At 57.7% G+C, this 19,771-nt stretch carries 19 protein-coding genes; 12 read left to right on the top strand and 7 right to left on the bottom strand.

The features are described 5' to 3' along the window. Positions 1 to 71: 71 nt before the first annotated feature. From GDA65_13945 to GDA65_13955, 3 genes are all read left to right on the top strand, one after another. The gene (locus GDA65_13945; GenBank protein MBA5863794.1) at positions 72 to 647 is read left to right on the top strand and encodes an OmpA family protein; all 576 of its coding nucleotides are present in this window, start codon (positions 72 to 74) and stop codon (positions 645 to 647) included. Between the two features lie 203 nt (positions 648 to 850). Continuing rightward, complete coding sequence (locus tag GDA65_13950; GenBank protein ID MBA5863795.1) at positions 851 to 1,234, top strand: CBS domain-containing protein; 384 nt, start codon at positions 851 to 853, stop codon at positions 1,232 to 1,234. 162 nt (positions 1,235 to 1,396) lie between these two features. Then, a complete protein-coding gene (locus GDA65_13955; GenBank protein ID MBA5863796.1) occupies positions 1,397 to 2,515 on the top strand; it encodes a phosphate-binding protein in 1,119 nt (372 codons plus the stop codon). 513 nt (positions 2,516 to 3,028) lie between these two features. On the opposite strand, the gene GDA65_13960 is transcribed toward GDA65_13955, so the two are convergent. From GDA65_13960 to GDA65_13975, 4 genes are all read right to left on the bottom strand, one after another. Continuing rightward, the gene (locus GDA65_13960) at positions 3,029 to 3,988 is read right to left on the bottom strand and encodes a hypothetical protein (GenBank protein ID MBA5863797.1); all 960 of its coding nucleotides are present in this window, start codon (positions 3,986 to 3,988) and stop codon (positions 3,029 to 3,031) included. Positions 3,989 to 4,337: 349 nt separating this feature from the next. Further along, complete coding sequence (locus tag GDA65_13965; protein ID MBA5863798.1) at positions 4,338 to 4,892, bottom strand: hypothetical protein; 555 nt, start codon at positions 4,890 to 4,892, stop codon at positions 4,338 to 4,340. 53 nt (positions 4,893 to 4,945) lie between these two features. Next, the gene (locus GDA65_13970; protein MBA5863799.1) at positions 4,946 to 6,490 is read right to left on the bottom strand and encodes a hypothetical protein; all 1,545 of its coding nucleotides are present in this window, start codon (positions 6,488 to 6,490) and stop codon (positions 4,946 to 4,948) included. A gap of 160 nt (positions 6,491 to 6,650) precedes the next feature. Further along, on the bottom strand, positions 6,651 to 7,361 hold the full coding sequence (locus tag GDA65_13975; GenBank protein ID MBA5863800.1) for a DNA-binding response regulator: 711 nt from the start codon (positions 7,359 to 7,361) through the stop codon (positions 6,651 to 6,653). Between the two features lie 349 nt (positions 7,362 to 7,710). Here GDA65_13975 and GDA65_13980 point away from each other — a divergent pair, with 349 nt between their 5' ends. Beyond that, entirely contained in the window at positions 7,711 to 8,133 is a 423-nt protein-coding gene (locus tag GDA65_13980; GenBank protein MBA5863801.1) for a hypothetical protein, read from the top strand. Between the two features lie 157 nt (positions 8,134 to 8,290). Then, the gene (locus GDA65_13985; GenBank protein MBA5863802.1) at positions 8,291 to 8,533 is read left to right on the top strand and encodes a hypothetical protein; all 243 of its coding nucleotides are present in this window, start codon (positions 8,291 to 8,293) and stop codon (positions 8,531 to 8,533) included. A 41-nt stretch (positions 8,534 to 8,574) separates the two neighbouring features. On the opposite strand, the gene GDA65_13990 is transcribed toward GDA65_13985, so the two are convergent. Beyond that, a complete protein-coding gene (locus GDA65_13990) occupies positions 8,575 to 9,279 on the bottom strand; it encodes a response regulator (GenBank protein MBA5863803.1) in 705 nt (234 codons plus the stop codon). A gap of 244 nt (positions 9,280 to 9,523) precedes the next feature. Here GDA65_13990 and pstS point away from each other — a divergent pair, with 244 nt between their 5' ends. From pstS to GDA65_14020, 6 genes are all read left to right on the top strand, one after another. Then, a complete protein-coding gene (gene pstS, locus GDA65_13995) occupies positions 9,524 to 10,492 on the top strand; it encodes a phosphate ABC transporter substrate-binding protein PstS family protein (protein MBA5863804.1) in 969 nt (322 codons plus the stop codon). Continuing rightward, positions 10,492 to 12,720, top strand: a complete 2,229-nt coding sequence (locus GDA65_14000; protein ID MBA5863805.1) for an ABC transporter permease subunit — start codon at positions 10,492 to 10,494, stop codon at positions 12,718 to 12,720. The genes pstS and GDA65_14000 overlap by 1 nt, the downstream gene beginning before the upstream one ends. 13 nt (positions 12,721 to 12,733) lie before the next feature. Next, on the top strand, positions 12,734 to 14,362 hold the full coding sequence (gene pstA, locus GDA65_14005) for a phosphate ABC transporter permease PstA (protein ID MBA5863806.1): 1,629 nt from the start codon (positions 12,734 to 12,736) through the stop codon (positions 14,360 to 14,362). 120 nt (positions 14,363 to 14,482) lie between these two features. Beyond that, positions 14,483 to 15,244: a phosphate ABC transporter ATP-binding protein gene (locus GDA65_14010; protein ID MBA5863807.1), complete on the top strand. Its 762-nt coding sequence runs from the start codon at positions 14,483 to 14,485 to the stop codon at positions 15,242 to 15,244. Between the two features lie 21 nt (positions 15,245 to 15,265). Next, entirely contained in the window at positions 15,266 to 15,934 is a 669-nt protein-coding gene (gene phoU, locus GDA65_14015) for a phosphate signaling complex protein PhoU (GenBank protein ID MBA5863808.1), read from the top strand. Then, positions 15,935 to 17,488, top strand: coding sequence for an HD domain-containing protein (locus GDA65_14020; protein ID MBA5863809.1), 1,554 nt, complete (start codon positions 15,935 to 15,937; stop codon positions 17,486 to 17,488). A 111-nt stretch (positions 17,489 to 17,599) separates the two neighbouring features. Here GDA65_14020 and GDA65_14025 read toward each other — a convergent pair whose 3' ends face one another. Next, positions 17,600 to 18,103 (bottom strand): phosphohistidine phosphatase SixA, encoded by a 504-nt coding sequence (locus tag GDA65_14025; GenBank protein MBA5863810.1) that lies wholly within the window; start codon positions 18,101 to 18,103, stop codon positions 17,600 to 17,602. A 96-nt stretch (positions 18,104 to 18,199) separates the two neighbouring features. Here GDA65_14025 and GDA65_14030 point away from each other — a divergent pair, with 96 nt between their 5' ends. Next, positions 18,200 to 19,063 carry a CHAD domain-containing protein gene (locus tag GDA65_14030; GenBank protein MBA5863811.1) on the top strand — a complete coding sequence of 288 codons (864 nt, stop codon included), beginning with the start codon at positions 18,200 to 18,202 and terminating at the stop codon, positions 19,061 to 19,063. Here GDA65_14030 and GDA65_14035 read toward each other — a convergent pair. Continuing rightward, positions 19,031 to 19,753, bottom strand: a complete 723-nt coding sequence (locus tag GDA65_14035; GenBank protein ID MBA5863812.1) for a response regulator — start codon at positions 19,751 to 19,753, stop codon at positions 19,031 to 19,033. The genes GDA65_14030 and GDA65_14035 overlap by 33 nt on opposite strands. Between the last annotated feature and the right edge of the window lie 18 nt (positions 19,754 to 19,771).

Raw genomic sequence — 19,771 nt, forward strand, 5'->3', positions numbered from 1 at the left:
GCCTCGTTCGCAGGTTTTGATTATTCTGTCCCTCGTCTAGTCCAGGAACTCACCTAGCGCCGGAGGTTTTCATGATGTGTTTGCGTCCGTTTGCCCTGCTCGGACTGCTGGCCGTTGTCGCTCCCCTTGTGCTTGACGGCTGCTCGAGCAAGGCGGGAACCAGCGGAGGAGTGACCGTGACTCCTTCCAAACCCCGTGTGGAGGAGCGTATCGCCGCTGCCCCAGTTCAGGAAATTGCTCCGCCTCCGGAACCGGCGCCGGTTCCCTTGCGATCAGTGGAAATGGCCGCCCGGAACGCGACCGGAGAGCAAAATATTCTCTTCCCCGACGTGTTATTCGATTTCGATCAGTATGTGCTGCGGGACGATGCCCTCAACGCGGTCGAGGCCAATGCCCAACGTTTGAAGGACAATCGGGTCACCAAGGTGTTGTTGGAGGGGCGTTGCGATGAAATCGGCACCGCCGAGTACAACCTCGTTCTGGGTGAACGCCGCGCCTTGTCCGTCAAGCGCTACCTGGAATCGTTGGGGATGAGCCAGGTGCAGGTGGATGTGACGAGTTACGGCAAAGATCGGCCGTTGTGTTTGCAACATAATCCGGTCTGTTGGCAAAAGAATCGCAGTGTGCACTTCGTGGTCAAAGAGTAATCGCGCCTCGCATCGTTTGGATTCCACGCGGCATGGGCAGCTGTTGTCCATGCCGCGTGGAGCTCGCTTACGTCCGACTCCCCGTCGATCGTAACAAAGAGTTTACCTGCCCATAACGCAGTCTCAACACACCCGGTCTACTCTTGCCGATAGAGACTCAGGATGTTTCACTGAGTCGACTCATCTAACAAGGAGGATCAAGCATGGTGACGGTCAGCGATCTCATGACCAAGAAACTGGTGACGGTACCGGTTGGCACGTCGACGGCCGAGGCCGCCAAGGTGATGAACGAGTGTCATGTCGGTAGCGTGTTTATCGAGCAGAACAATCGTGTGGTGGGCATAGTCACCGAATCCGACATTGTTCGAAAGGTCGTCGGGGAAAACAAACCAGTACATTTTGTTCCGGTCGAATCCATCATGAGTAGCCCTGTCATCAGTCTCGACGAGCGGCGATCGATTACGGAAGCCGCCGATTTGATGCAGTGCCATCACACCCGTCATTTGGGCGTGTTACAAAGCGGCGCGATCGTTGGTGTGCTGTCGGTGCGCGACCTGTTGCAACCGGTCGCGGTGGACGAGTTTTAGTCGGCATCCGGCAGGTATTCATGCCGGGTGCGTGCCAGTCTATCAGCCCTCAGACGCCAGTATTTAACACACCCGTAACATGCCAGTGATGTGCCAGCAATCATCGGTTTGTAGGATGAGTCGACTACGGACGATACCACTACTCTAGCGGAGGAGAGGAACATGTTGAGTCAGGGACAGAGGCAGCGATGGGGACGGCGAGCAGTCGTTGTGGGCCTGGCGGGAGTCCTGGCTACGACTGGTTCGTTGGCCGTGTTTCCGACAGGAGTGGCGCGGGCCGAGAACGCGGGGCCTGCGGCGAGTCTGGCAACTGAAGAAGGATTGGTGCAATACAATCCGCAGGCTCAAGTGGCGGGAAGTCTTCGCGTTCAAGGCTCCGAGACAATGTCGCTCCTCATGAGTCGTCTTGCGGGTGAGTTCCAACGGCGCCAGCCAAATGTCTCGATCACTGTGAGCGGGGGCGGTTCAACGAAGGCCGTGAACGAGTTCGTCCAACCCCCGGCAAAGTTGAGCGGGAAAATCGCCCTCAAGGAAGAACGCCCGACCTATGTGTCTCTGGTGGCCTCCTCGCGGGAATTGCTTGATGCGGAAATCAAACAATTTGTTGCACAGCATGGATATGAACCGACCGGCATCCCTGTCGCGGTCGATGCTGTGGCGCTCTACGTCCACCGTGATAATCCCATTCAGGGCCTGACGCTCGACCAGGTCGATGCCATGTTTTCAACCACGCACAATCGCGGATTAAAAACGAACCTCTCCCAATGGGGTGCTCTGGGCCTGCAAGACGGGTGGGAGAAGGCTCCCGTCAGACTGTACGGTCGGGATCGGCGATCTGGGACGCGCGCCTTCTTTCAGGAACATTGTTTAGCCGGCGGTGAATTCGCGCCGACCCTTCGGGAGGAACCGGGAGCCGCGTCGGTCATTCTTGGCCTGACGCGCGATCAATTGGGTATCGGCTACAGCGGATTAGGTCTGGAGACTTCCAATGTACGGATCGTTCCACTCGCGGAGAATCAAGGGATGCCCTTTGTCGCTCCCACGGCAGCAACCGTATCCGACCAAACGTACCCTCTTCGCCGGATGCTGTATCTGTATATCGATAAATCCCGGAAGGCTCCTCTTGCCCCTGCCGTGCAGGAATTTCTGACCTTTGTAACGAGTCGCGAAGGCCAGGAAGCCGTGATGAAGGCGGGGTTTTTCCCGCTTCCGATGAACCAGGTCAAGAAGAATTTCCTGGCTCTCGGCCTTGCCGGTCAGGATACTCCTCTCCCGAATTGATCCCGCGTGAGGTAGAACAAGCGCTAGAGCCGCAGGTCATCGAGGCGATTTCCTCCGATGCCTGCGGCGAGAAGCCGTGATCCTCCTCCTCGTTTTGATGAATGACGGCCCGCGTTCGCATCTCCACGCGATCCTCCCGCCTTTCTCGAATTATCGTCCCTCCGAACGCTCGTCGTTCGTGGTATACTCCACGGTTATCCTCCCGACGCTTCTCTCCGTCCGGCAGAATTGGTCCGGATCCATGGTTACCGAACCTCGGCGTCATGCGAGCAGCCATAAGGCTTGCGTCGCACATGACGATACGGGCGTTTGCCGATCCGGGGAGGATGACGCACAGCACATGCACAAAAACCAGCTTGTCGGGAGTCAGTGGAGCGACGATGCGGAACTTGGGCGGGCGCCTTAGCAGATGGGGCATGGCCATCCAGCACCCGCAAGGCCGCAGCGTTCTCCCGGGTGACAGGAACCGTCATGCCTCACGACCCGAGTGATTGAGACTTCTCCGGGGTGTCGCTATTGAGTGGTGGACCTGCGGGGTGTTTTGCTTTTCGCGCGAGCGGAGTCGAGGTCTTGCTGGATTTGTGTGAGCTGATCCTGCAACGCCTGCATCTGTTTACGTTGATTGTCCAGGCGGTTCCGAAGTTCAAGATTTGAGGTGGTCAGCTCACGGACTTGAAGGCGAAGCTCCTCTGCCTGACTGCCTGTGGCATCCACCGGTACGCTGCCCTTTACGCCGGTTTCTGTTGAATTTTCCGCAGGGAGCGGGATTGAATGTGACCCTTCAGGCGAGGGGGCTGCTGGACGGTTTCGCAGCGCGAGAACCTCCTTGGCATTGAGCGAGAGATGGACTTTCTCAAAGTACGCCCAGCGTGGTTCTTCTGCGTCGGGCACCATAGCTGCCGTTGCCGGCGCCGCGGCCCACAACTTCATTCCTTTGGTATCCCGTAGATCCTTCACCTCGCCTCCGGCCGTATCAGCCCGGGTGAAGGCGGAGTGATCCGTGAGCACGATATGAAGATACCGGCCACGCAGAAACAGCGCGCCGGTTGTGCGTTCCTCGCTATAGCTCGTCTGCGATTTGGGCAAGGAGAAAAACACGCGCTCGGTTGGACTCACTTGTTGAAAAGCCTGTGCGAGCGGCGCGGCGATACGGTTCAACTCGATATCAGTGAAGACCGGAACCGGCCGTGGCTGTTCCAGGAGGCCGACGAGGGTTCCGCTCCACCCGCTCACCATCAACGAACCGAGAAGCACTCGAACCTCCTCGGTCGTCACCTGCGCAGGATGATTGTTCTCTGCCGGAGAAGGCCCGCGGTGGACGGTGGGATCTGTTTGAATCCCCACCTGGCTGTTCTGTTGGTCGAACAACACCTTGCCCCCGCTGAGTAGTGAGCAGGCGGAGGTCAGGCACATGAGCGCGACGAGGCAGAGACTGCGGCGCAATTTCACGAGCGGGGCTGCTGTGGTGCCCATGGACCCTACTGGCATATGAACTGAATTCCCCACAATCTCTCGCCTCCCATTTGCCCTCGCCATGCTCGATCCGCGGCGCGGCTCACCTTTGGTATCTCGCCTTCTTTCTGGACTTTGGATCCAGCCGGGCATTTCCGGTTGATAAGCTCCATGGCGTCTCGCCGCTCGCTTGATGTGAGGACATCGACTTCATTTTGAAATGGGTATGTGACGAGCCCTCCTGTCGGCGTGTCGCGGACCAGCGTCACGCCTCCTCCGCAGGCGCTGCAGGCCCACACCAGCGCGAGTGCGACGGTGCCGTTGAGCAAACCACTCCGCCCTCGCGCCGGTCGGATCCTCTCGAAGACTGTCAGCGGGACTCGGCGCAATAGGTCTCCTCCTCAAGCGGCTGATATCCTGCCCCAAAGTTCGGGAAATCAGCAATCTCTTTTCCTCCGGTGTTCCAAATGTGAAGGCACTGGGCCGTAAGGGCCGGAAGACTGCGTTGACTATCCTCAATGGCGACCACCGCGGCGTGTTGCGTGGTCCCGATGGCAATGACGCGATTCCCGGGCTGCAAATGGTTTGCGGGAACTTTGCCGTTGAAATAGACGAGGAATTCCCCCCTGCCTCGTTCCGTATCAGTCGGACCATAGGCCGGGTGCTCGACGATCGGCAGTTGAGTCAGGACCATAGTCACCAGGCCATCTTTTTGGGGAGCCTGTAGGATTCGACCACCCAGTTGAACTTTTTTCCCTACTTTGCCATTCGGAGCCATGCGCCAGTCCGTAAAGTCGAAATTCTGATCCGCCCCCTCCAGAACCTGGGGCGAGAAGATGCGTTGTGGTCCGCATCCGCTGAGTACCATGCCGATCAGCACACCCACGATCGCTCCTCGGTATATCTTCATTGCAGGCCTTTCCATTTTCTAGAGACCGGTTCGGTGAACGATGCGTGACGACGTCTGCATTCGTGTCGTTACATGAATCGTATTTGCCACTGTACCAAGAAGGCATTCTGGGCGAAAGGGTCGCCCACGCCGCGTGTCGGATCGACGACGTTGTTGGGTCCGTTGCCGGAGTGATGGCGGAACTCGTAGTTGACTTGGAGCTTGGACTGCACCTTGGGCGGGAAATTTTCGAAATAGTAGCTCAGGCCGATAATGGTTCTGGTGTACAGATCATTACTGATCCTGGTATTGGGATCGAATTGTTCGTACATAATGACCGGCTCAAAGTTTTCGAGCGGTCCGTCAGTAATCAAATACTTGGCCAGCACATACCAGGTGCGTCGTTGCACCCCTGGTGCGCCGGAGCCGCCGCAGATAAGTTGGACATCGCAGGCGCCGTTGGCCGGTCGTCCAACCGTGGTCTGGTTCGCTCCGTCGTGCCCCTGCCAGATTTCTCCCTGCACCATGAAGCCGGGCAGAATTTTAGAGGTATAACGAAAGTCCAATCCGTAGCGATCAAAAGCTCCTTTCCCGCGACCGTTGATATTGGTATTGGCGTTGTTCGATTCGCCTTGAATGGTGGTGAAACTGATAAAGGACACGTCGCTTCCGAACAAGCGTATCCGCGAGTAGAAGCTTTTGGGGGCGTTTGATCCGGTCGCGTTGGCCTCATAATTGTTGTTGTTCATAATACCGACCACATACTCCAGCCGGTTGAACAGTTTGCCTCGCATATCGAGGAAATAGTCACGCTCTTGGAGAAACTCGACTGTCCCGGCGGACCCGGTACGATTGCCGACTCCGGAGCCGACCGACGTGAGGTATGGCGAACTGATGATATCGCGCAACCCGCCGGAGGTTTCCGTGAAAATACCGAAGGGCATTCGAAAGATACCCATACGGAAATAATTCACATTCGGCGCCCATGACTGCACGGGTCGTATGTCGAGATAGGCTTCCCGAAAGAAGGTCGACGAGGTCGGCACTCCACCGGTGGCGGCGCTGCCTCCCGTCGGCGTGTTGTTCAAGAGATTGATGCTTTGAAATTCCATTAATGTGTGCCATCGCGGCAGGGTATCGCTAATACGGCCCCAGAAGAGAATTTCCGACCGCCGGATGGAGAGGTTGTCCTGACTTCGCCCTTCGGGCACATGCGCATCCTGATGGGTGTATAACCATTGGAGCGCGTTCAGTCCGAAATTCACCTTGTCCTTGAGAATCGGCAGCAACTCCGCCTTCGACTTCCATTCCTCCAGGCCGTCGACTCGTTTGTCCCGCTCTCCGCTCTTGTATTCCTGTTCGGCCCGGATCTGAATCCACTCCTCTTTACTGATCGTGCCCTTCTGCATCAGGAGGTCTTCGATTGACGTGCCGCCGAGAGGAATATCCGTCGCGGGAGGCGGCGTTCCGCTTCCACCCGGAGAAGGGCCCATTGCCTGGGCGACCACCGTGTGTGTCTGCGGGGCCACTGGGCCTAACCGTGAATCGCCGGCCCAGGACGCAGTCGCGCACAGACTGAACATTGCGGTTCCGATGAGGCCGCTGATAGATGCAACCAACGGACGTATTTCCATTACGGACATCCTCCTTGTGTCTGGTGATTTCGTGAACGCGGGGGGATTGTAGTCAAGAGGCGTCACACTCACGTTCACACTGTGTTACCGATGTGTAAAACCATGGCGTGGATTGCTCGATGAGTCAGATTTTTTGCGACACCGATCCTCTTGCAGTTAGTCAGTCTGACGACAGTTTGTAGCCAACGCCCCTGACCGTGACAATCCATTGCGGGACCGACGGCTTGTATTCCAGTTTCTGGCGGAGCGCGTGGATATGCACGTCCAATGCGTGTTCTTCAAGCGCGTAGTCTTCTCCCCAGACAAGATTGAGCAGCGCCTGGCGCGTCAGCACGCGTCCCGGGTTTTGCAAGAGCACACGGAGAATCTGGAACTCCTTCGGCGTCAGTTGAATCGATTTTCCCTCGACCCTGACCTCGTGTCGATCGAGATTCATGGACAGCGCACGGACTCGAAATTCCCTGGCAGGCGCGGATTGAAATTCCTGTCTCCGGAGGAGCGCCTTGATGATGGCCAGCCATTCGCGATGACGGTACGAATCGACCACGATATCGAATCCTGCGGCAAGGTCCTCTACGGTGTCTTCTTCCGTGCACGCTTCTCCCCGTGGTTGAAGCGCAATCATGGGGATGTGCTGGAACGCATGGCTTTGCCGTAATACAGAAATGATCTTGTGCCGCCGGTCAATCAGCGCCAGTTTGAAGGCGGCTCGAGGAGCGAGGGACAGGGCGATCTCAGCCGTCGGCGCAAGGGACACCTGATACCCGTTCGGTCGCAGCACATGCAGGACGACCGCTGCGAAGTTCTCGTCCTTGGTCACGAACAGCACCGCGATGCCGTGAGGATGTCCCGATTCCGTCGCCAGCTGCATGACCCGATGCTACCGGCGCTCCGTTGCAGGCTTGTATCCCGATTGTTACGCCGGTGTAAATACCGCGACGCGAGCGACGTATAGTGGCGACTGCCGTTCGATTCGCCAAAACGTAACGTAGTTGTAATGCCGTTGTGAATGCCATGGAACAATAGCGAGATAGATTTGCGCTGGAGGTCGTGGTTCACAGGATTCGGGAAGGATCCGCGGGCAAACGGCTCAGCCATGACTCCTATCATTCGCAAGGAGGCGTATACAGATTATGACGTTCACCAATTTTCCGGTTCGAGTGCCACGTGTCGCAGACGTCGCAGATCGCATCATTGAAACGGATCTCACCGACCTCTGGATGAAAGGAATTAAAGGCGTACTGAGTCTCCTGATTCTGACGATCCTTCTCGCCCTGACGGGAGGCGTTATCAAGACGTTTCTAGATATCCGATTGTTACTTGATGCGCCGGTTGAGGTCGGGCTTCGGCAGATCATTGTGGATACGCTGATTCTCCTCGCGGTGGTCGAAGTCTTCAAGACGACGCTGACCTATTTCTCAGAAGGACGCGTGAAGGTGACCTTTATCGTCGATACGATTCTGGTCGTCATGCTGACGGAGATCATTTCGCTGTGGTTCAAGGAAGCCGATCAGACCAAGCTCCTGTCGCTAGGAGCCATTGTCTTGGCATTGGGAGCGGTACGGATTGTTGCCGTGCGTTGCTCGCCCGCACAAGGAGAAGCCAGCGGGAAATGCGCGGGCTCTTGCCGGGAGGGAATCTAGCCCCCTGTCGCCACAGGGATACGTTCACGCCATTGTCAGGCCTCGCTGAGGACGTGGACATAGAGAAACCACAAGGTGAGAGGCCTATGTTGCCACGGCCCTCCGGTTCTACGGTTCATCGGTTCGGAAACTTGGAAACATTCAACAAGGAGGTTCTATGATGGTTCATCACGTTGCACTGCCGAGCAGCGAGTACAAAGTTCTAGAATTAGTGCACCTGAAGAAATCTCTCACGCTGGAGCAGGTGGTGGCCCTGCTTCCTGAACTGAGCTGGAATCAGGTCTTTAAGACGGTTGATGAGTTGAGTCGGCGAGGAAAGATTATTCTGCTGCGAAAAGGGTTTGACTACGAAGTCGAGCGGGTTTCTCCCAGGCAGCCTGCATTGTCCTGCGTTGGATGATGACGTGACCGGGATCGTTTGATCCGTTCACGCACGAGCCGTCAGAGGCGCGAGCTCAATCGATACCGAAATCCCGGCAGTATTTCGAGAACCCCCGCCCCACTGTTTTCAAGCTTTCGACGAAGCCCGCGTATGTCGCGATCCAACTCCTGAAGCGTTATTTCCGGCCACTCCCCGAACAGAGGAGCCAGTAATGCGTCCGCCTTCAACAGGGTGTGTTCGCGACCGAGCAGGCAGCGGAGCAGCACCGTCTCTTTCCGTGACAGTGTGAGTTCTCGTTTCCCCAGCAGGACGACAAAATACGGACCCTGCGCTGTCACCGTCGCATTTGGAACGGCGCTGACCTCCGCGGATGAATCTTCGCGTCGGCGAAGAACGGCTCGTACGCGGGAGGCAACCTCTCTTGGGCTAAACGGCTTCACCACATAATCGTCGGCGCCCATATCCAGGCCGGCGATCCGTTCGGCTTCACCTCCGACCGCCGTCAGCATGATGATCGGGATGCCTCGCGTTGCAGGGCTTTGGCGCACCATCCGGCAGATCTCATGACCACTGAGTCCGGGCAACATGAGGTCGAGCAGAATGAGCGCTGGTCGGCGGCCTTGAATGTCCCGCCACCCGCTATGGCCATCGGTGGACAGCCACGTATGAAATCCGGCATGGCGAAGTGCGCGATCGAGCAGTTCGGCGTGAAGAGGTTCGTCTTCAATGATGTGCACGGTTGGAATGGTCATACGGTGTGACATGCTATGGAGCAATTGTTTCAGGTTCCTCAACGCTTGTTGTTGGTGCTGTTAATTTCACCATGAGATCGGCGCTCGTTGCTGAGAAGGCGCGGCAAGGAAAGTTAACATGCTGTTTACACTGGGTTGATGGCGTGGAAATGCCACAATCCTATGCTGAGCAGTGCAACGGTACAGGGCCGCTTTAACCGGAGGAATTGTGTCTATGGTCATCTCACGTCAGATTTGCTTGAGTCTCACACTGGCCATGTTGGGGTTATTGATGACGGCGTGTCTGGTCAGCGCCGCACCGGGTGATGCTTCCGCGAGCGAAACCATCATCGTTGATGCGGAAATCAAGTCCTATGCGAAGGTCAGCGGCGTGTCTGGGACGATCAACAGCATCGGATCGGATACCCTCAACAATCTCATGACGTTGTGGGCGGAGGGATTTCGGAAGCAATACCCCAATGTCAAAATTCAAGTGGAAGGGAAGGGATCGAGTACGGCCCCGCCCGCGTTGATCGAAAATACGGCTCAACTGGGTCCCATGTCACGCACGATGAAATCCAGTGAGATTGACGCCTTCGAAGGCAAGTTCGGGTATCCCCCCACCGCGTACCCCGTCGCGGTAGATGCGCTGGCGTTGTTCGTGAATAAAGACAATCCGGTTGCAGGGGTCACCATTGCAGAAGTGGACGCCTTGTTTTCGAAGTCGCGACGCCAGGGGCATACCACAGACTTGACCCGTTGGGGCCAGCTCGGTCATCGCGGCGATTGGGTCAATGCACCGGTGAGTCTCTACGGTCGCAACTCGGCATCGGGCACCTACGGATTTTTCAAAGAACACGCGTTGAAGAACGGCGACTTTAAGGATCAGGTGAAGGAGCAGCCGGGATCGGCCTCGGTGGTGCAAGGCATCAGCGAGGATCGGTACGGCATCGGCTATAGCGGAATCGGATACAGCACATCGGGGGTGAGAATGGTTCCGCTGGCGGCAAAGCCGGGACAGCCGTTTATTGAACCGACCCATGCGAATACGAAGAATGGAACCTATCCGCTCTGGCGGTATTTGTATATCTATGTGAACCAGGCTCCTGGCAAACCTCTCTCCCCCATCGTGAAAGAATTTCTTGCGTACGTCTACAGCAAGGAGGGGCAGTCCGACGTGCTCAGGGATGGATACTTTCCCGTCCCCGGGGCACTGGCAGAGAAACAACTCGCCAAGATTCACTAATGAAGACGAACCCCCTAAGATATTTTTTTGCGCCCGTACGTGTGCGGTCGCTGATCGACCGGGTTGCCCGCGCTGTCATTACGGTGGGTGGGTTGGCCACCATTGTCAGTATTCTCGGCATGTTCTTTTTTCTGTTTCGCGAAGTCACTCCGCTCTTCACGGCACCGAGCGCGAAGTTAAGCCAACGCCTGAATGTGCCTGCCTTGCTGGCAGACGAAGGCCCCGCGCAGGTGGCCGTGGATGAACATCGGGAAATCGCGCAGATTTTCACGTCCGGTGCGATTCAATTTTTTGACCTGGCTTCGGGCCGGCCCATCTTGGTGGAGACACCGGCGCAGCTGACGTCAAGGCAGGTGACGGCCATGGCCTCGGGAGGCGGCCACACTTCGCGTCTTGCCGTGGGGACGGCTGACGGCGAACTCATAGTGTTAAAGATCGGCACCATGACGGAATTTTCCGAGCAGGGCGAACGACGGAAACGTCCGCAGATTCACGCCGGTCCACCCATTCCCGTGGCGAAGAGCCCGATTGTTCGCCTGGCCTATCGATCCAACGACCAGGGCAGTCTCCTTGCCCTTGCTACGAAGGCGGGGCGGCTGTTTCTCGCGAGGATTGCTCCGGATGATCCGGGGGGAGCCGACATGGTTATCACCGAGCTGCCTCAGCCGCCCAGCGCCGTCACGTCTCTGGCGCTGGACGCATCGCATGAACATCTGTTTGTCGGCACCGCCGACGGGCACGTTGTTCATGTCGGACTGTCAGAGGCCCAGCCGCCTGAGGTGAGGGGTTCCTACGTGGTCGCTGCGCCCACGACGGCAGTCACCATGTTAGGATTTCTCAGTGGTGATCGCAGTCTGGTGGTCATGGCGGCTGACGGGGTCGTGTCAACGTGGGGGCTCGTCCGGCGCGCCGACGCGCCATCGGGCTGGAAGCTCACGCAAATGCATACGTTCCGCTCTCATCCCTCGCCGGTGACCGCATTCGCCCCGTCGCAACGAGTTAAAGGATTTATCACCGGAGATGCGAAGGGAAATGTGTTCCTGCACCACGCCACATCTTCTCAAACATTGTTGCGGCTGACCGTCGGCGAGTTTCCCATTCGTGCCGTCTCATTTGCGCCGAAGGGAGATGGGGTGATCGCTCTGGATGAAGCCGGGCAACTGTCGCTCTATCAGGTCCAGAACCCCTATCCGGAAGTCACATGGGAAACGCTCTTCGGCAAGGTCTGGTATGAGGGGTACGATCAGCCGGCGTATGTCTGGCAATCGTCTTCTGGGTCGGATGATGTGGAACCGAAACTGGGTTTGCTGCCGCTGGCGTTCGGAACTCTTAAGGGAACAATCTATGCCCTGTTCCTTGCCGTCCCGATTGCGATCCTTGCCGCGATCTGCACCTCCCAGTTCATGCATCACGATCTTCGCGCAAAAGTTAAACCGATTATTGAAGTCATGGCGGCCTTGCCGACCGTGGTACTTGGCTTCCTGGCCGGACTCTGGTTAGCGCCTCTGCTGGAGCGCATGCTCCCGGCTCTCGCTGGCATGGTGCTGGTGTTGCCCATGCTTGTCATCACGGCCTCCTTTTTCTGGCACCTCTGTCCCTTGTCGGTTAAACGGCGCCTCTCCCCGGGCAACGAAGCATTGATGTTGATGCCCATTCTGGCGCTCGGGATCGGCGGGTGCCTCTGGGCTCATTCCTTTTTTGAAGTTTGGTGGTTCGACGGAAACATCAAAGCCTGGCTTACGAATCGGCTCGGCATCCAATATGATCAGCGCAACGCCCTGGTCGTCGGCATCGTGATGGGGTTTGCTATCGTGCCGGTGATCTACAGTATTGCCGAGGAGGCGCTCTCCAACGTGCCGAGATCCCACATCGCCGGATCTCTTGCGCTGGGCGCCACCCGTTGGCAAACCGTATGGCATCTGGTGTTGTTATCCGCCAGCCCCGGGATATTTTCCGCTGTGATGATCGGGTTCGGCCGCGCAATCGGAGAAACCATGATTGTGCTGATGGCCACGGGGAATACCCCGATTCTGGATTGGAATTGGGCAAACGGCTTCCGCACCCTGTCGGCCAATATTGCCGTCGAAATTCCGGAGGCGCCGCATGGGGGAAGTCTATACCGGGTGCTGTTCTTGGCCGCGCTCCTGTTGTTCATTGTGACGTTCGTCATCAATTCATTGGCTGAACTCGTTCGCCAGCGGCTCCGGGATAAATATAGTCATGGGTAAACACTCCACGCGCATGAAAAATTTTTGGCGAGGCGGAGAGCTCTTCGTCTGGATGACGGCGTCAGGCGTGGCGATCAGTTTGCTGATGGTAGCCGGGATGCTTGCCCTGATCATGTTCAATGGCCTGGGGCAGTTCTGGCCAAGGACGCTGCAGCAGGTGACGCTGAACACGCAGGAGACGCTGATCGGACAGCTCGTGGGCGAAGAGACAATCCCTCACTCTGGCACGACTGATGCCCGATCGGGACAACGCCGCTTTCGGTATCGCGTCGGCAATCGGGATCAATTCGGCTCCGAGTATCGGTGGATCAACGAAGCCGACATCGTGTCGACGTCTTCTCCAGACGATCTGACGTTCGTGGAGCGGCGCGAATGGGGCCCTGCCTACGGCCGTATCGGCCTGGAGGAAGAAGGCAGCACCGCAACGACTCATGACCAAAGCACCTGGTCTACCATCGTCAGGCTTGTGGATCGAGCAAACCAGCTGCGCCAGCAAATCGAACATCTCGAGCGCGAGGACATCGGATCAATCAACTATCGTATCGAAAAGGCCAGGCTTGCGCGGCAGGCTCTAGTGTTGAAAGGTGGAGTTGCTGCAACCACTGCCGAAGCCGACCGGCGTCTCGTCGATGAGATTGCCGGGCTTGAGCGCGAATACCTCTCCAAGACCCAAGCGTTGGAGCGCTTGCACAAAGAGGCAAGCCAGGACGTGGTGTTCCTCACCCTCTCCACCGGGCGATCGGTGCGTCTGCCGCTCGATCAGATCGTGGCCGTCAGCCGGCCGAACGCGATGAATTGGGTTGAGAAGATGATGGCCTATGTCCGTAATCTGTGGCTCTTTGTTTCAGGCGAACCTCGAGAGGCGAACACGGAGGGCGGGATCTTTCCGGCCATCTTCGGCACGGTCCTGATGGTGTTCTTGATGACGTTGGCGGTCATGCCCTTCGGTGTCATGGCGGCGGTGTATTTACGGGAGTATGCGAAGCAAGGACCGCTCGTCAGGCTGGTCAGGATTGCGGTGAACAACCTGGCCGGGGTGCCCTCGATTGTGTTCGGCGTGTTTGGTTTGGCGTTTTTCGTCTATGCGCTCGGAGGAACCATCGACCAGCTTCTGTTTCCTGAATCCTTGCCGAATCCCACGTTCGGCACGGGCGGGATTCTCTGGGCCTCCCTGACCCTCGCGCTGCTCACGGTTCCTGTGGTGATCGTCGCAACCGAGGAAGGCCTGTCAGCGGTGCCGCGCGATTTTCGCGAGGGGTCGGTGGGCCTGGGCGCTACGAAATTCGAGACGATCCGGCATGTCGTTCTACCCTGCGCCTTGCCGGGAATTCTGACGGGATTGATTCTCGCCATGGCCAGAGCCGCAGGCGAAGTGGCGCCGCTGATGCTGACGGGCGTCGTCAAGTTAGCCCCGGCGCTTCCACTGGACGAGTATCTTCCCTTTCTGCATCTCGAACGAAAGTTCATGCATTTGGGTTTTCATATTTACGACGTGGGATTTCAGTCGCCGAACGTCGAGGCGGCAAAGCCGATGGTGTATATGACTACCTTCATTTTGATTCTGGTAGTGGTGCTGTTGAATCTGGCCGCGGTGATGTTGCGCAATCGCTTACGCAAACGCTTCGCGGCGTCGGCGGTGTGATCACAGGGAGGAGTTCGTATGGAAGTTCACTCAGACAGAGTCACGGCGACGGCGTCAATGGCACCGTTTCGCCCAGCCATCTCCCCGTCCAGAGTCGTGCCATCCCAGCGGGATCTCGGGTTGCCCGTGCAGGCAAAAATCTCGGTGCGCGATCTCGACTTTTATTACGGGCACCGACAGGCTCTGTTTCACGTGGGATTGACGGTGCGGAGCCATTCCGTGACGGCCTTCATCGGCCCTTCCGGTTGCGGAAAATCCACCCTGCTCCGGTGCTTGAATCGCATGAACGACCTGGTGGAAGGCGCGCGAGCGGCAGGCCGTGTGGAACTGGACGGCGTCGATATCTACGATGCAGCCATTGATGTCACGGATCTCCGGAAGCGCGTGGGCATGGTGTTTCAGAAATCGAATCCTTTCCCTAAATCGATCTACGACAATGTGGCCTATGGTCCGCGTCTGCACGGGACGAAAGACAAGCGGTCGTTGGACGAGCTCGTGCAGGACAGCTTGCAAGGAGCGGGTCTCTGGGATGAGGTGAAGGATCGCCTTCAGCACAGCGCCGTCGGACTCTCAGGCGGCCAGCAGCAACGGCTGTGTATCGCCCGCGCCCTGGCGGTGCAACCGGAGGTCATCCTCATGGATGAGCCCTGCTCCGCGCTGGACCCCATTGCGACGGGTAAAATTGAGGAGCTCATCTATAACTTGAAGGATAGGTACACGGTCGTCATTGTGACGCATAATATGCAACAGGCGGCGCGAGTGTCCGATCAGTGCGGGTTTTTTCTCATGGGGGAGTTAGTGGAATTTGGCGACACCAAGACCATTTTCACCACGCCTCGCGACAAACGAACCGAAGATTACATCACCGGGCGATTCGGATAAATCGCGAGAGGAGTTGGCATCATGCAACGACACTTCGATCAAGACCTCGCACATCTCAAGCAGCAGTTGCTCCGCATGGGCGGCCTGGTCGAATCGCAGATTCAGCAGGCCCTGCAGGCGCTGGTGGATCGGGATTCCGATCTGGCGGTCGACGTCATCAAGCAGGATCACGACGTCAATGGGTTGGATGTCGAGATCGACGAATTGTGCGTTCAATTATTGGCTCTTCAGCAACCCACGGCCCGCGACCTGCGATTTGTCACAACCGGGATGAAGATTTCTTCCGAACTGGAACGGATGGGTGATCTGGCCGACAACATCGCCCAGCGCGCATTGGAATTGAACGGCGAGCCCCAGCTCAAACCCTATATCGATATTCCACGCATGGCCAATTGGACCATGCGCATGGTCAAGGAGTGCCTGGACGCCTTCGTGAATTCCGATCCGGTGTTGGCGCGGAAGGTCTGCGCCGACGACGATTTCGTCGATGAGGTGAACGAACAGTTGTTTCGAGAACTGCTCTCCTTTATGCTGGAGGACACGCGCACCATCACGCGCGCGATCCGCCTGACGTTCGTGGCCAAGTCGCTCGAACGTATTGCCGATCACGCCACCAATATTGCGGAACTTGTCGTCTATATGGTTGAAGGCAAGAACATCCGGCACGTCGCTCCTACCGCGAGTTTGTAGATGCCCAAGCTGGCCGTCCTCGATATCGGCACCAATTCCATTCACATGGTGTTAGCCGAGGTCCAGCCGGACTACTCTTATAAAATCCTGGATCGTTTTAAAGATATGACGCGCCTGGGCGACGGGGTCTTCACGTCCCGGCGCCTGTCGGACCAGGCCATGATGCGAGGGTTGGAAGTGATCCGGACACTCGTGACCCTGGCCCGGAACAAGGGATACGAGCAGATTGAAGGCGTCGCGACCAGCGCGGTGCGGGAGGCGCGAAACGGCGGCGAGTTTTTAGATCACGTCCTACAGCAAACCGGCCTGACCGTGCGCGTCATTACAGGCGCGGAAGAAGCACGGTTGATTTTTCTTGGCGTGCAGAACAGCGTGGCCCTGCCTGAGCAGCCGACGTTGGTCATTGATATCGGCGGCGGCTCGGTCGAGGTGATCGTTGGGAACCGCGAGGCCATTTTTCAGGCCAGGAGTCTCAAGCTTGGCGCGATCCGGTTAAAAGATCTCTACCTGTCCAAAACGCCGCCGTCGAAGACGATGCTCCGGGAATTGGAAGCCGCCGTGACCGTTCAACTGAAGAATGCCTTGGGTTCGTACAAGACCAAGCGGGTGGAACAGATCATCGCGACGTCCGGCATGGCGGGAAACCTGGCGGAGGTCATCCATCTGCAACGCACCGGCCGGCCGCTTCCGCAGCTCAATCTGGCCAAGGTGTCGGCAAAGGACATCGCTGCCGTCGAAAAGCGCCTGGCCGAGGCCTCCTTGAAGACGCGTCTGGCCATGCCGGGACTTGATCCCAAGCGTGTGGATACCCTGCTCCCGGCCGCCATGGTGTTCAGGATCCTGCTTGAGGTATTACAGAAGTCCGAACTCACCATCTGCGATAAGGCCATCCGCGAAGGCATTATTTACGATTTCATTCAACGGCATCACGAACGTATCCAGGCGGAACGGGATATTCCCGACGTTCGTAGACGGAACATCCTGGCCCTCGCCCATCGATGCCATGTCTCCGAGACCCATGCCCTCCACGTCGCGGGATTGGCCTTGCGCCTCTTTGATCAGACGAAGGCGTTGCATGGATTCGGGCAACGGGAACGCGAGTGGCTGGAATGTGCCGCGATCCTGCATGATATCGGGTATCTCATCAACTCACGGCAACATCACAAACATGCCTATTACCTGATCAAGAACAGCGATCTCTCGGGGTTTACCGCTGAGGAAATCGATCTGATCGCGAATGTCGCCCGGTACCATCGGCGCTCGGTTCCCACCCGCAAGCATGATGAATTTACGGCCTTGCCGGAAGGCTCTCAGCGCGTCATCAATGTCCTGTCGGCGCTGCTGCGAATCGCGGACGGATTGGACCGAAGCCAGTTTTCAGTCGTGCAGAGTATCGATGTCAAGCTCGGGAAAACCGTGGTCATTACCGCGCAGGTCTCAGGTGATGCTGAACTGGAAATTTGGGCGGCGCGCGGCCGCAGCGATCTGTTTGAGAAAGTCTTCAAGCGGCCGCTGCAGTTTATTACGACTACCCGGGATGACGAGGCATCCTGATTCGGGATCGCTGGTAACGCCCTGCCCTTTCTGTGCCGGCCGGCGTGCGCCGCATCATCGACGGGATATCATCGTTTGCCTGAGCAGCAGTCTCCGCGCCGATGCGCAGGTTCATGCAAGTGCGCGTAACTGAGATGCCGTGAGCCACCAATCAAGCCGGCCTCTTGCCGGACGTACGGATCCTTCGAGATGAAGAAGGCAGGCGCCTGCCTTCTTAAGCGAGAACCCTTTGCAAGGCTTACCCGTGAGGAGAATTCCGGCCGTCGCGCTCAGGTGCGGCTCGTGGCCTACACACAATACGACCCCGTCGGACGGCAGTGTATTGAGCAGGGAAATCAGCGCGCGCGGGGCGACCTCGGGCTTGAGTTCCGGGCAGATCCGTAGCGGTGGCGTTGCGGGAATCAACGATGTGAAGATCCTGGCTGTTTCAAGCGCGCGCGTCAGCGGGCTAGAAAGGATATGCGTCGGAATGAGGCCCAGAGTCAGGAGGCCTTTGATCGATTGCCGGGCGCGGACCAGCCCTTTCTCCGTGAGCGGCCGGTCATGGTCATTTCCGCGCCAGTCCTCACGATCGTACGCAATGCCATGTCGAAATAAGAGGCAATCCATCAGCATCCTCCATCGAGACAGACTCGAGCAGTTCGGTAGCGCGATTATTCACGCGATAGGTGATGTCCGGTCGCCTCATCGCACAGACATGGACTGACCGCTATGGCAGGCGCGCGACGATCTATTCATACAGGAGCGCAGTCCCCTACTCAAGGGTTGGTCGACATGGCCGCGTCCAGTCAGGCCACGGTCCTCAGGTTGTTGCGGCAGGTGATTGCCGGCGACGAGCATGCAGGCACGATCCACGCCATTCGTACGCATTGCCGAAGACTTCAAGCATTACTGGAATTGTATGGGGAGGCGAGACGCGCCGGCGCAATGGCGGATTGTGTCCGAAGTTTAAGCAAGCTCCGAGCGCTCCAGGTGTTCCGTCACTATCTGGTCACCCGCGATGCTCCGCAGCAGGATCTGGCCTTGGTGGATGACCGGCTCATCAAAAGGATCAGGAAGCTGAACCGCACAAAGATCTATCACCGGATCGAGCAAGTTGTCTGGAAGCAGGGGCTTCCCAGGATCACCTCCCCTGCGTATTCCTTGACCGATCGGCTCGACGGGTTGCGTCATGAGCACGAATGCCTGCTCAAACGGCTCATCGCAGCCGCATCGGACAACCCCCGGCGAAAGCGCCTTCATGCCTTGCGCCTGGCCCTGAAGACGATCCGGTATCAGACGGAATGGTTGCCGGGGCGAACGGCAGCAAAACAGGACTTGCTCTCCCAACTCAAACGGGTTCAGGCCCTAATGGGAAAGTATGAGGAACTGGCTGATTTTCATCGCTGGGGCAAGAAGCTGAGTCCGCCGGTGCAGGCACGCATTAGAAAGGACTGGAGGCGAGCGAGGAAACGGGCCCGGCTTGTTCCCGGGGAGATGTCGTGGTTATTGGATGCATTGGCAGCCGGGCATGTGTGGACTGCGGCGGGTCATCCCGATGCGTTATTGAACCGGAGGTCCGCCGGAACTCTCTGAGGTTGATGTCGCCAGACGAAAACCGCCCGGCACGGTTTTAATGCAAGCCGCAGGCGGGGCTTCGTCCGTCAACTTCCGATTCAGCTGTTCTATGCACCGGTCGAGCTCCCTGTCGTGCATGAGGCTCTCGTCTTCCCACAGCAAGGATTTGAGTTCCTCGCGAGGAACGACGCTCCCGGCCGTACTCGCCAACCGGCGCAGCGCTTTCCACTCCTGCGCGGAGAGCGTCAGGTGTTTTCCCCGGTACACCGCGACATACAGGTTTTCAGTGAGGGCGAGATCCTCGGCGAGTTCCTCGTCTTGCGCCTGGCTCTGCCGGCAACGGCGGAGCAGCGCCCGCACGCGAGCCAGGAGTTCCGCGCCTGAATAGGGCTTGACGATAACATCGTCAGCTCCCGCATCTAAGGCTTCCGCTCGGCGCTCCTCGGAGGAAAATCCCGACATGACGATAATCGGGATGTGTTTGGTGGAGGGGTCCTGCCGCAAGCGCTTGCACATCTCCCTGCCGGTCAGTCCGGGAAGATTGTCATCGGCCATGATCAAGGATGGTTTGATGCGCCAGACATCCTGCATGCCGGCCGGCCCGTCGAACGCGACATTGGTGCGGAACGACGCTTGCCGCAGAATCTGATCCAACAACTTGGCCTGGCTCTGGTCGTCCTCGACAATTTCAATGATTTCTAAGGCCATGAAGACACTCCCCTGCAC

The organism is Nitrospira sp. CR1.1, assembly GCA_014055465.1.
In the GTDB taxonomy this organism is placed as follows: Bacteria; Nitrospirota; Nitrospiria; order Nitrospirales; family Nitrospiraceae; genus Nitrospira_A.

Coding starts and splice junctions, on each gene's coding strand:
- GDA65_13945 (MBA5863794.1), top strand. CDS start 72: ATGATGTGTTTGCGTCCGTTTGCCCTGCTCGGACTGCTGGCCGTTGTC.
- GDA65_13950 (MBA5863795.1), top strand. CDS start 851: ATGGTGACGGTCAGCGATCTCATGACCAAGAAACTGGTGACGGTACCG.
- GDA65_13955 (MBA5863796.1), top strand. CDS start 1,397: ATGTTGAGTCAGGGACAGAGGCAGCGATGGGGACGGCGAGCAGTCGTT.
- GDA65_13960 (MBA5863797.1), bottom strand. CDS start 3,988: ATGGGCACCACAGCAGCCCCGCTCGTGAAATTGCGCCGCAGTCTCTGC.
- GDA65_13965 (MBA5863798.1), bottom strand. CDS start 4,892: ATGGAAAGGCCTGCAATGAAGATATACCGAGGAGCGATCGTGGGTGTG.
- GDA65_13970 (MBA5863799.1), bottom strand. CDS start 6,490: ATGGAAATACGTCCGTTGGTTGCATCTATCAGCGGCCTCATCGGAACC.
- GDA65_13975 (MBA5863800.1), bottom strand. CDS start 7,361: ATGCAGCTGGCGACGGAATCGGGACATCCTCACGGCATCGCGGTGCTG.
- GDA65_13980 (MBA5863801.1), top strand. CDS start 7,711: ATGAAAGGAATTAAAGGCGTACTGAGTCTCCTGATTCTGACGATCCTT.
- GDA65_13985 (MBA5863802.1), top strand. CDS start 8,291: ATGATGGTTCATCACGTTGCACTGCCGAGCAGCGAGTACAAAGTTCTA.
- GDA65_13990 (MBA5863803.1), bottom strand. CDS start 9,279: ATGTCACACCGTATGACCATTCCAACCGTGCACATCATTGAAGACGAA.
- pstS (MBA5863804.1), top strand. CDS start 9,524: ATGTTGGGGTTATTGATGACGGCGTGTCTGGTCAGCGCCGCACCGGGT.
- GDA65_14000 (MBA5863805.1), top strand. CDS start 10,492: ATGAAGACGAACCCCCTAAGATATTTTTTTGCGCCCGTACGTGTGCGG.
- pstA (MBA5863806.1), top strand. CDS start 12,734: ATGAAAAATTTTTGGCGAGGCGGAGAGCTCTTCGTCTGGATGACGGCG.
- phoU (MBA5863808.1), top strand. CDS start 15,266: ATGCAACGACACTTCGATCAAGACCTCGCACATCTCAAGCAGCAGTTG.
- GDA65_14020 (MBA5863809.1), top strand. CDS start 15,935: ATGCCCAAGCTGGCCGTCCTCGATATCGGCACCAATTCCATTCACATG.
- GDA65_14025 (MBA5863810.1), bottom strand. CDS start 18,103: ATGCTGATGGATTGCCTCTTATTTCGACATGGCATTGCGTACGATCGT.
- GDA65_14030 (MBA5863811.1), top strand. CDS start 18,200: ATGGCAGGCGCGCGACGATCTATTCATACAGGAGCGCAGTCCCCTACT.
- GDA65_14035 (MBA5863812.1), bottom strand. CDS start 19,753: ATGGCCTTAGAAATCATTGAAATTGTCGAGGACGACCAGAGCCAGGCC.